The organism is Mesobacillus sp., assembly GCF_057785455.1.
In genome coordinates, this window is sequence record NZ_JBYNSB010000030.1 from 144907 (window position 1) to 155543 (window position 10637).

Sequence of the window (10637 nt, forward strand, 5' to 3'; positions counted from 1 at the left end):
AGCTCATTACTCCTTTAAAACTGCATCAATGTAGATTTCCGGGTTTGAGAGTGTTTCTGCAGCCATTGAAATTACCGGATAGATTGCTTCTGTGCCGATTCCGTACAGGACAGCAAAGGCTGTAAGGATCGCTGGAGCTACAAGCAGCCATTTTACCGGTGCAGTTTCCTCTGACTTATACGCCTTAGGTGCTCCCCAGAAGCCCTTGATGAAGATTTTCATGACTGAAAATAAAACGAACAGACTCGACATAAGCACGACGAATGCCCCGAAATAGCTGCCTGCCTCAAAGCCGGAGCGGACAATCATCAGCTTGCCTGCGAATCCGCTGAGCGGCGGAATGCCGGCCAGAGCAAGTGAAGCAATGAAGAATGTCCAGCCCAGACCGGGATATCTGTTCAAAAGGCCGCTGATTTTATCAAGATTGCTAGTTCCTGTGATCTTAATCATGATTCCAATAAGCAGGAACAGGGCAGCTTTGATATTCATATCGTGAATCAGGTAAAAGACAGCACCGGTCAAAGATTCCTGGCTCAGCACGGATACACCGAACAGGATGACACCAACGGCAGTAATGATATTGTAGATAATGATTTTTTTAATATCAGAATAAGCAATTGCGCCGATCACACCAGCAATAATGGTCATGATTGCGAGGATTTGCAGCAATTGATGGGTATAACCAGCATCCTGATAAAAGAAAAGCGTGTACGTTCTTGTGATTGAGTAAACCCCGACTTTTGTCAGCAATGCTCCGAATAACGCCATGACAGGAGCCGGAGGAGCATAATATGAGCCAGGAAGCCAGAAATACAGCGGAAAGATTGCACCCTTTAAGCCAAAGACAATCAAGAACAATACTGCAATGACTGTAATGATCCCTATATTTCCGATTTCATTGATCCTGACTGAGATATGTGCCATGTTCAATGTTCCGACGACAGAATAGAGATAGGCCACGGCAATGACGAACAGCGCGGAAGAAATGACATTCACAAGTATGTATTTAATGCTTTCGCGCAGCTGGATTTTCGTGCCACCCAGCACAAGCAATACATATGAAGACATGAGCATAACTTCAAAGAATACGAACAGGTTAAAAATATCGCCTGTTGTGAACGCGCCGTTTACCCCGACAAGCAGGAAGTTCACCACCGGGTAGTAATAAAACTTTTCCCGTTCTATCCCAATTGATTTAAAGGAGTAAATCACGGCAGCAAAAGCTATGATACTCGTCGTCAGGACTAGCAGGGAAGAAAGCATGTCCGATACGAGGGTAATGCCGTACGGAGCTTCCCAGTTGCTGACGTCCATCGTCTGGATACCGTTTGTAAATACATGATTTGCAAGCATGACAGAGGCAATAATCACCGTGAAAGAGCTTATTGCCGAAATCCATCGCTGTGCCATTACATTCTTCGTGAAAAAGATAAGTATAACCCCTGTAATCAGAGGAATCAGAATTGGTAAGATGATTAGATTATTCATGTCCTTCCTTTCCTCTCAAGCGATCCATATTATCCGTGCCAAGCTCCTGATAGGCTCTGTAAGCCAAAACCAGGAAGAAGGAGGTTACTCCAAAGCTGATGACGATCGCAGTCAGGATCAAAGCCTGAGGAAGAGGGTCGACATAAGCTTTGGCGTGCTCACCAAGCAATGGAGCAGCTCCCCTTTTCAGCCCGCCCATTGTTAGGATCAGCAAATGGGCGCCGTGGCTCAGCAGTCCTGTACCGATAATGATCCTGAGCAAGCTTTTGGAAAGCATGAGATAGGTTGCTGTCATAAACAGGATACCAATTAGAAAAGCCATTAAAATTTCCATTATTCGCTCTCTCCAATCGTTTGAATAATGGTCATTGTCACACCAATGACAACCAGGAACACTCCCGTATCGAACAATACTGCAGTATGCAGCGACGTTTTACCAAGAAGCGGCAGATCGACGTATGTAAATGCATGCGTCAGGAATGGCACATCGAAAAATAAGCCGCCGACACCCGTTCCTACTGAGAAAAGCAGCCCAACTGCAATCATCTTGATATAATCAATCGGCAATATTGCCTTAACTGTTTTTATATCAAAAGCCAGCAGCAAAAGAACGATTGCGCCTGATGTCATCAACCCGCCGATGAATCCGCCGCCTGGATAATAGTGTCCTGCAAAAAACAGGTGGATGGAGAACAGGATGATGACAAACAAGGTGAATTTTGTAACAGTCTGAAGAATTACATCATTTGTTTTCATCTATTCCTTCCCCCTTGTCAGACGCAGTTTGATCATCGCGAATATGCCAAGAGCAGCAATCCCGAGCACAGTGATTTCAAACATTGTATCGAAGCCGCGGAAATCAACAAGGATTACGTTGACCATGTTTTCGCCGCCAGCTTTCTTGTACGTATTCTCTACATAATATTCAGCGATTGAAGTGAACTTCTTGCTGCTGTGCGCGGACAACGCAATCAGCGTAACAATAGCTCCAACGCCAATGGATACTAATGCATTTGTAAGCCGGAAGCGGATCCGTTCCTCATTCCTCCTGATCTGCGGCAAGTGATAAAACGCCAATAGGAACAGGGCAACAGACACCGTTTCAATAACAAGCTGGGTAAGTGCCAAATCCGGTGCACGGAAAATAACAAAGAACAGCGCAACCGTATAACCGACGGCTCCCAGCAGGATAATTGATGTAAGCCTTGATTTCGCGAACAAAATCGAGATTGATGAAACAGCAATAATCAGAACGAGGACCACCTCGAGAAATCTGATTGGCGCCACATTGCTAAGGTCTAGCTTGAATGCATCCTTATACACTAAAGTAGTGGCAAGAATGAAGATAAAGAATGAGAAAATATACACCAAGTAGGTCCTTATAAACCCATTCATATAGGTTTTCGTTACATTGCGTGATACGAGCTGCATTCCTTCCAGGCCTTTGTCGTACAGATTGTTCAGCGACAATCGTTCAGGGAAGATCCGGTAAACACCTGCCCATTTCGGAAGCGTTTTGAAAAGCAGGAATCCGATGGCGATGACCCCGATGGTCATATATAATTCAGCGCCTGGCCCGTGCCAATGAGAGATATGGACATCGAATCCCTCTCCGTTTTCCAGCAGGGACGGTAAAATGGATCCCATTGCCGGGGAAATGATGCTGTGTGACAGCACATTTGGGAATATCCCGAAAATCAGGACGAGTGAAGCAAGGATGACCGGTGAAATCAGCATACCAATAGGAGCCTCATGAGGCTTCTTCTCCAATTTTTCTGGCTGATACTTGCCTGTAAATGTCTTGAAAACATACAGCATACTGTACAGGAACGTGAACACACTGGCTGTCCAGGCAATGACCGGGAAAAGCATGCCCCATGTCTCAAGATTGAAGATATCCATCTGGGAAAGTCTTAGCATGCCAGAGAAGAACATCTCTTTACTTAAGAAACCGTTGAATGGAGGGATTCCCGCCATTGAAAATGTGCCGATAATCGCGAGCGTGAAGGTGATTGGCATGAAATTCATCAAACCGCCAAGCTTGCGTATATCCCTTGTCCCGGTTTCGTGGTCGATGATCCCTGTGACCATGAACAAGCTGCCTTTAAAAGTAGCATGGTTAATCAAATGGAAAACAGCAGCAGTTACTGCAACGATATAATATCCATCTTTAACCGTTCCGTAATGCAGAGCCGCTGCGCCAGCACCAAGCAAAGACATGATCATGCCAAGCTGGCTGACTGTTGAAAAGGCGAGGATCGCTTTCAAATCTGTCTGTTTTACAGCGGAAAAAGAACCCCAGAACAATGTCAGGACTCCAATTCCTGCGACCAGCCACACCCAGACTCCTGAATGGGCGAAAACTGGTGTCATGCGTGCTACTAAGTAGATGCCAGCCTTGACCATTGTTGCCGAGTGCAAATACGCACTGACTGGTGTAGGAGCTTCCATCGCATCCGGAAGCCAGATATGGAATGGGAATTGCGCTGACTTTGTAAATGCGCCTAACAGGAACAAAATCAAGGTTGCCGTGAACAATGGGTGATTGACTACCACATTGGACATGCTGATGGTTTCTGAAATGCTGAATGTCCCAGTTATGATATAGAGCATCAGGATGCCCCCGAGCATCGACAAACCGCCAAATACAGTGATCAGCATTGATTTTTGCGCTCCGTATCTTGAACGCTCTCTATGATTCCAATAGCCGATCAGCAGGAAGGATGAAAAGCTGGTTAGCTCCCAGAATGTATAAAGCACGATGAGGTTGTCAGATAGAACGACCCCGAGCATTGCTCCCATGAACAGAAGCAAATATATGTAGAATGTATTCAGCTTTTCTTTTTCAGGCGACAGGTAGTAGATCGAATACAAAACGACCAATGTACCGATTCCGGTGATAAGCAAAGCGAATAACAGCCCTAATCCATCAACCTTCAGAGCGAAATCGATGCCCAGAGATGAAATCCACGGAAAGGATTCCATAACGGTATCACCATGCCTCGTCACACTGATGAATTGAAAGAAATAGGCGAAAAGCACTGCGGGCAGCGGCAAAAGGAACCACCCGGTATGAATCCTGCGGAAGTGCTTATGTAAAAATGGAATGAAGATTGCCAGTAAAAGTGGTGATATGACTGCCAGGTGAAGAAAAGACAAAAGATTGTACCTCCTTATTTTCCAAGTGAAATAACTTTGTTTCGCCCCATAACATTATATTTTTTGCCAATTTTACCAGGTTCATGCCCCTGAGTATCTCCAATAAAAATTATATCTTAAAAATAGAGCAGATGCATGCAAAGGACTTTGTTAAATCAATGTTCATGCTAAGTCGCCTGTATAAAAAAGGTGAGTTGTCCGCATACTAACAGTGAATAGGGGGGATAAACCATGGCCCGAAAGCTCATCGTATGCGCAGCGATATTTCTTAGTTTGTTCGCGGGATTCATGTTCCTCGATCACATGGAAGACCAGGAAATGACCAGGCAAAGATTTGGTTCTGAACCCGGTGTCAGAATCCAGCAAACAGAATTGGATGAGGTTGAAACAGCTAAAACCTTTATACCGTTTAAATCGAGGGAATATGTTCGGATTGTTCCTCATTAGCTCAATCTACTAATACGGACAAGATTCAAAAAGGTTTCAAAAAAATCAAGTTCCTGCGTAAGGGGCTTTTCTTTTTGTTGCCGCGGGCTTTCTTTTCTTTCATAATAACTTGTAGGACAAGAAAGAATTGAGTGATGATTACTTCATGAAAAATCCGTATTTAACAAGCTATTTTCCGCTCCTGGCAATCATCATGTTCAGCCTGTCACTTTCGGTTCGCACCGAGATTGAACTATTGGATGTATTAAAGAATGCCGGGATCTATGACGGCATGCTGGAGTTCTTTTCCGAAACAGGAATCAAGCTTTCGCTGCTTGTGCTGCTGATGGCCTTCTATTTTATGGTCTTTGCTGCCTTGAAGCTGATCGCTGATACAATAAATGAAGTGAGTTTGCTATTCTTCTCAAGAGACCATGAAGGGGAGAGCCTTAAACTGATCCGCAATGGCGCCGCAATTTATTTCACTGCAGGTGCGGTTTCGCTTTTCAGCATCTACAGCTTTATAGGGATCGGCGCGATCATCGCTCTGGCCACTCTTATATACTTCATCTATTTCGTCTATAAAATAAGCCCAAATTTATCGTTGGCAGGGGTAATCGGAACGGTGTTTTTCCAGGTCATCCTCTGGAGCACCCTCGTATTGGGGATCATTTATCTTGCGGTAAAAGTGTACAACAGCATAATGGCGAGCCTGCCAATTTAGGAGCGAACTGATTTCTGAGCAGGAATCAGTTTTTTTATTGGAGAAAAGCAGCCAATCAAACTAAACCCAAAGAAAAAACCGGGCACAGGTCCCGGTTGGCGTTACTAATTCATGATATCCCGCCAAATCAAAAGCTGAGGGGAATTTGAGTGAAGTGCTTCCATGCTTTGCGGCCGGTCCTTGCCAACCCAGACACCTGCAGTAAGCGGGCCGCTGAAGCCAATGAACCAAAAATCCTTGAAATCATTGGTGGTCCCCGTTTTGCCGCCAGCCCTCCTGCCATGGAGGGCAGCTTTCCTGGCTGTGCCGGAAGCAACGGTCCTTTCCATCAGCTCTTTTACAGTTGCAGCAGTTTGGGGACTCCAAACCCTTACAGGTTTTTCTTTCCACTGATAAAGAATTTTCCCGCTTGTGTCAGTCACCTTCATAATCGCGTGAGGTTTTAGAAATTGTCCGTCCTTGCTGAATACAGTGTAGGCCTGCGTCATTTCCAGGGGACTCAGGCCAGTTGAGAAGCCGCCAACAGCTGATGCAGGTACATGGTCCTGGTCCGTCACTTTTTTAAATCTAAATGGTGCCAGGTCACGAAAGGCTTCGTTCACACCGACCTGCTGAAGAAGCCTGACAGCGGGTGTGTTGTAAGAGTGGGTGAACGCCCTTTCCAGTGTGACCATCCCATAAGTGGATCCTCCATAGTTTTCTGGACAATAGCCCTTTATACAGAGCGCACCTGCATCCACCTTTGTTGCTGGGCCAGTGCCTCTGTTTCTTTCGAAGTAAGGAGCATAGACGAGCAGAGGCTTGATGGAAGAGCCAGGCTGCCGGAATGCTCGATAGGACCTGTTAAAATCACCGCTCCGATAGTTCTTGCCGCCAGCAAGCGCCACGATTACCGCTTGTTCATGATTGACGACGGCTGCTGCTCCTTCGATATCCTGATAAGGAAGATGTGCTTTTACCGAAGCAGCAGTCTTTTTCTGGAGATCCTCATCCAGCGCAGTATGGATTTTTATTCCGGACGCCAGCAATTTTGTCACTCTTGCACTCAGCTTTTCCTGATCAGTTATTTTTTCCGTGTCGGCAACCAGTTCGCGAAGCTCGCTCATGGCATAATCGGTGTAATCAGGATAAAGATTTGTCCTTGGCTTTACTTTCAAGGCAATAGGGTCTTTCTTCAGCTTTTCTCCCTCATCAAAAGGAATCCGTCCTTCCCCAACCATTTGCTCCAGCAAAAGCTCCTGCCGCTTCTTGGTGCGAAGGAAGTGCTTTAAAGGATCATAAAAGGATGGATTATTGGGAATCGCTGCAAGGAAGGCCTGTTCCGACCTCGTCAGCTCTGCTGGTTTCTTTTTAAAATAGTAATCGGCCGCAGCGCTGATTCCATAGGCGTTATTCTGGAAGTAGATCGCATTTAGATACTGTTCGAGAATTTCTTCCTTGGAATAGCTCTTTTCCAGCTGATACGCATAAAGCACTTCGCTTAACTTGCGGTTATAGGACTGGTGATGATTAAGGTACTGGTTCCGTGCCAGCTGCTGGGTGATGGTACTGGCACCCTGCTCGATCCCATCAGATTGGGCATTGATGGCCAGTGCCCGGCCAATTGCCGTCAAATCAAAACCGGGATGCTTCCTGAAATTCCGATCTTCAGAAATTATGAAGATCTCCTTTATGAAGTCAGGAATATCTTTCGCAGAAATAAAGCTTCTGTTCATAGGAGTGTAAACCTCTGTTACCACTTTGCCGCTGTTTGCCAGAATCAAGCTGGTTTGGGAGAGCTTTGTCTCCTTTAAATCGATTTGCCGATCGAGAACAGCGTTGAAGCTCTCTGCTTTTCCTGCTTCACTAAACGTCAATGTGACCACCGTGAAAAGCAAGGGAATGAGCAGCAGTGTCAGTATGTAGCCTGTAAAAATCCGCACAAGAATTCCTCTCTTTTGTGTTTATGTCGATAGAAAATGGTTAGGAAAACGTACAGATAATATCGGCTGAAAAGCCAGTATGTTTATAACTCTGCAACTCTTGCCGAGGTGAGACCCCGCAGGAGCAAAGCGACGAGGGGGCTCAACGCCAGCTCCGCGGAAAGCGAAGCGCCTGGAACGGAAATCAGCAGCCTTTTTCCCAGGGAAAATATTATTTCCAAAGAATTTAGCAATGAAAATGCAGAAAAATTAAAAAATTTACAGAGAATCATGATATAATGGAAAAAATAATCGACAGAAAAGCATATACTGGTTACATACAACTACTGGCTTTTCAGAAAGTTGGGGAAGCATGAGCGAAAATGAAAGGACATTATTTATCGATTTTGAATTTACGATGCCGGACAGGAACAGCAGAAGGCGCGGCTTTTATCAGGAGATTATTGAAGCCGGCGCTGTATTGGTCGAGAATGGCAAGGTGGTTGAACAGTTTTCTTCATACGTCAGGCCAATGAGATTTCCTTTACTAACTGAACGCTGCAGGTCATTTTTGAATATTTCGCAGGAGCAGGTGAATTCAGGAATTTCCTTTCATGATTTAGCAGAAAAGCTTAAATCCATGGGAGGGAGCAAAAATTGCCAGATCGTCACGTGGGGCAATATGGATATGAAGGTTTTGCAGCATAACTGCCAGCAGGCTTCTGTTCCATTCCCGCTGCCGGGAAAGCAAATCGATCTGTCGATGGAATACAAGCGTTTCTTTGGTGACCAGAACCAGACGGGACTATGGAAGGCTGTACAGGAGTATGGAAGGGAAGGCACAGGAAAGCATCATCGCGCACTGGACGATGCATTGACGACCTACCATATTTACAAGCTTGTTGAGAAAGACAAACAGTATCTGCGGAGACCGGAGCCGACGACAATCGGTGACATGGTCGACTTTTCCAAGCTGCTGAATAAATTCGCATAAAAAAGCCAGATTGGAAAATACAATCTGGCTTTTGGCGTTTTGCTTATTTAAAATAGTCCTTCTCGAGTGAATCAAGGTTTCTCAGGCTTTGCTGTGCCCATGGAGAATCATCGCCCTCAAGGTCAGCACGAAGCTTGGCTGCTGCATCCTTTAATGATTCAAGATAATCCGGAATCTCGCCTTCAAAGGGTTTTACCATTTTTTCAGGAATGTTGGCCTGCTCCCGGAAGGAAAGTGCCTTCCTTTCATGGAAAAAGCCGACGGCTGCATCCTTTGGATTATGAAGGTCCCCCTGCATCGGGTGTTTTGCAACTGCCAAAACACGGACAAGATAGTGCTGAGGACGGCGCTCCGTGATTTCGCCTATGTACTTGCCAGTCTTATAAATAGCGGTAACTTTATCGCCAATATTAAGTTCAGCCATGGTTTGCTCCTTTCAAATAGGTCGTATTTCCTTTTCTTTCATTATGCAAGATATACTGGAAAAAACAAAGTGCAAAACCTTTTGCAATCTATTAAAGTGTTTTATAGGAGGGATACATACAATGATGAAAAAATTATTAGCGGTTTTAATAGCCATCATGTTTGTGCTTGCTGGCTGCGGTACAGCAGATGAAAAGCAGGAGACAGAGAAGGCGAAGGAAGAAACGAAGGATAATGGCGGAAAAGCTGATCAGCAGCAAGAGGATGAAAATACCGTTTATCCACAGACGGTAAAAGAAGTACAGGAGAACGAGAGGCTTATTGAAATGGTCACCAATATGGGTTCCATCAAAATCAAGCTATTCCCGGAACAGGCACCAAAGACGGTCGAGAATTTCATTAAGCATAGTGAAGAAGGCTACTATGAGGGTGTTACCTTCCACCGTGTCATCGAAGGTTTCATGATTCAGGGCGGCGACCCGGAAGGAACAGGCATGGGCGGTGAAAGTATTTACGGCGGCCCGTTCGAGGATGAGTTCTCCAGAGAGCTGTTCAATATCCGCGGAGCGTTATCGATGGCGAATGCAGGTCCTAATACAAATGGCAGCCAATTCTTCATTGTCCAGAACAAGGAATTGGATCCAAGCCTGCCTGAGCAAATGAAACAGGCCGGCTACCCTGAAAAAGTGATCAAGGCTTATGAAAATGGCGGAACACCACATCTTGATGGCAAGCATACCGTATTTGGACAGGTAGTAGAGGGCATGGATGTTGTCGATAAAATCGCCGCAACTCCAGTCGGAGCACAGGACAAGCCTGAAAAAGACGTCGTCATTGAAAAAATCAATGTACTGAAATAGGAATATGCTCCAGTTGGACGAAACGTGAAACCTTGTTATAATGTGTGATGAACGTTTCTCGAGTCAGAAAGGAAGATGAGAGTAGTGAATCACTGGTTTGTCATCTCATTGTTTTTATATTTTCCAGAAGATAAAACTGAATATATTCCTGCAGCGATCACTTCTTTCGTATTCCTGATTGCAGCCATCTTCACGATGAGGTTCATCATCAAGGTTTCGAAAAAGGAAGCACAAAAAGCAAAGGAATATGAACAGGCAGTCATGAAGCAAATGGAAGAACATAAGGAGAACAGCTGATTTTAGGTCAGCTGTTTTTTTATATTAGGGGTGTGATTTTTACTCGGACAGGAAAGGGCTTCCGGGTAGGAGAAAGTTGCCTGAAAGTGAGAGTCATTCGGACAGAAAAAGGGTCTGCAGGAAGAAAACTGTCCGAAAGCGAGCCTCATTCGGACAGAAAAGGGTCTGCCAGGAAGAAAACTGTCCGAAAGCGAGCCTCATTCGGACAGAAAAAGGGTCTGCAGAGTCAAGTCCTGATTACTGTGTAAAATAAATGGCAAGTGTTTTCTACCTGAACCTTTTCATTTTTTTTTGCGAAACTTCCATGGATTTTTTTCTTCATCTCCAGGGAGGGATGTCAAATGGTTTTCAATTTGACATGCCTC

Annotated in this window: 11 protein-coding genes; 5 read left to right on the forward strand and 6 right to left on the reverse strand. The window is 45.1% G+C overall.

The features are described from left to right. Nucleotides 1–6: 6 nt before the first annotated feature. From AC3EBE_RS11960 to AC3EBE_RS11975, 4 genes are read right to left on the reverse strand one after another with little or no spacing between them, the layout of a single operon-like run. On the reverse strand, nucleotides 7–1488 hold the full coding sequence (locus tag AC3EBE_RS11960) for a Na+/H+ antiporter subunit D (RefSeq protein WP_488595253.1): 1482 nt from the start codon (nucleotides 1486–1488) through the stop codon (nucleotides 7–9). Beyond that, nucleotides 1481–1822 carry a Na(+)/H(+) antiporter subunit C gene (locus tag AC3EBE_RS11965; RefSeq protein ID WP_488595254.1) on the reverse strand — a complete coding sequence of 114 codons (342 nt, stop codon included), beginning with the start codon at nucleotides 1820–1822 and terminating at the stop codon, nucleotides 1481–1483. The genes AC3EBE_RS11960 and AC3EBE_RS11965 overlap by 8 nt, the downstream gene beginning before the upstream one ends. Continuing rightward, nucleotides 1822–2244 carry a Na(+)/H(+) antiporter subunit B gene (locus AC3EBE_RS11970; RefSeq protein ID WP_488595255.1) on the reverse strand — a complete coding sequence of 141 codons (423 nt, stop codon included), beginning with the start codon at nucleotides 2242–2244 and terminating at the stop codon, nucleotides 1822–1824. The genes AC3EBE_RS11965 and AC3EBE_RS11970 overlap by 1 nt, the downstream gene beginning before the upstream one ends. Beyond that, the gene (locus AC3EBE_RS11975; RefSeq protein ID WP_488595256.1) at nucleotides 2245–4647 is read right to left on the reverse strand and encodes a Na+/H+ antiporter subunit A; all 2403 of its coding nucleotides are present in this window, start codon (nucleotides 4645–4647) and stop codon (nucleotides 2245–2247) included. A gap of 231 nt (nucleotides 4648–4878) precedes the next feature. Between AC3EBE_RS11975 and AC3EBE_RS11980 the strand changes: the two genes are divergently transcribed. Then, nucleotides 4879–5094 carry a hypothetical protein gene (locus tag AC3EBE_RS11980; protein WP_488595257.1) on the forward strand — a complete coding sequence of 72 codons (216 nt, stop codon included), beginning with the start codon at nucleotides 4879–4881 and terminating at the stop codon, nucleotides 5092–5094. A gap of 127 nt (nucleotides 5095–5221) precedes the next feature. Beyond that, nucleotides 5222–5797 (forward strand): YufK family protein, encoded by a 576-nt coding sequence (locus AC3EBE_RS11985; RefSeq protein ID WP_488595258.1) that lies wholly within the window; start codon nucleotides 5222–5224, stop codon nucleotides 5795–5797. Between the two features lie 104 nt (nucleotides 5798–5901). On the opposite strand, the gene AC3EBE_RS11990 is transcribed toward AC3EBE_RS11985, so the two are convergent. Continuing rightward, complete coding sequence (locus AC3EBE_RS11990) at nucleotides 5902–7719, reverse strand: transglycosylase domain-containing protein (protein WP_488595259.1); 1818 nt, start codon at nucleotides 7717–7719, stop codon at nucleotides 5902–5904. Nucleotides 7720–8071: 352 nt separating this feature from the next. Between AC3EBE_RS11990 and kapD the strand changes: the two genes are divergently transcribed. Next, complete coding sequence (kapD, locus tag AC3EBE_RS11995; RefSeq protein ID WP_488595260.1) at nucleotides 8072–8692, forward strand: 3'-5' exonuclease KapD; 621 nt, start codon at nucleotides 8072–8074, stop codon at nucleotides 8690–8692. Between the two features lie 43 nt (nucleotides 8693–8735). On the opposite strand, the gene kapB is transcribed toward kapD, so the two are convergent. Further along, on the reverse strand, nucleotides 8736–9116 hold the full coding sequence (kapB, locus tag AC3EBE_RS12000; protein ID WP_488595261.1) for a kinase-associated lipoprotein KapB: 381 nt from the start codon (nucleotides 9114–9116) through the stop codon (nucleotides 8736–8738). Nucleotides 9117–9237: 121 nt separating this feature from the next. Here kapB and AC3EBE_RS12005 point away from each other — a divergent pair, with 121 nt between their 5' ends. Together AC3EBE_RS12005 and AC3EBE_RS12010 are read left to right on the forward strand one after the other, a co-directional pair. Further along, complete coding sequence (locus tag AC3EBE_RS12005; RefSeq protein WP_488595262.1) at nucleotides 9238–9975, forward strand: peptidylprolyl isomerase; 738 nt, start codon at nucleotides 9238–9240, stop codon at nucleotides 9973–9975. Nucleotides 9976–10059: 84 nt separating this feature from the next. Next, the gene (locus tag AC3EBE_RS12010; protein WP_488595263.1) at nucleotides 10060–10272 is read left to right on the forward strand and encodes a hypothetical protein; all 213 of its coding nucleotides are present in this window, start codon (nucleotides 10060–10062) and stop codon (nucleotides 10270–10272) included. Nucleotides 10273–10637: the final 365 nt, after the last annotated feature.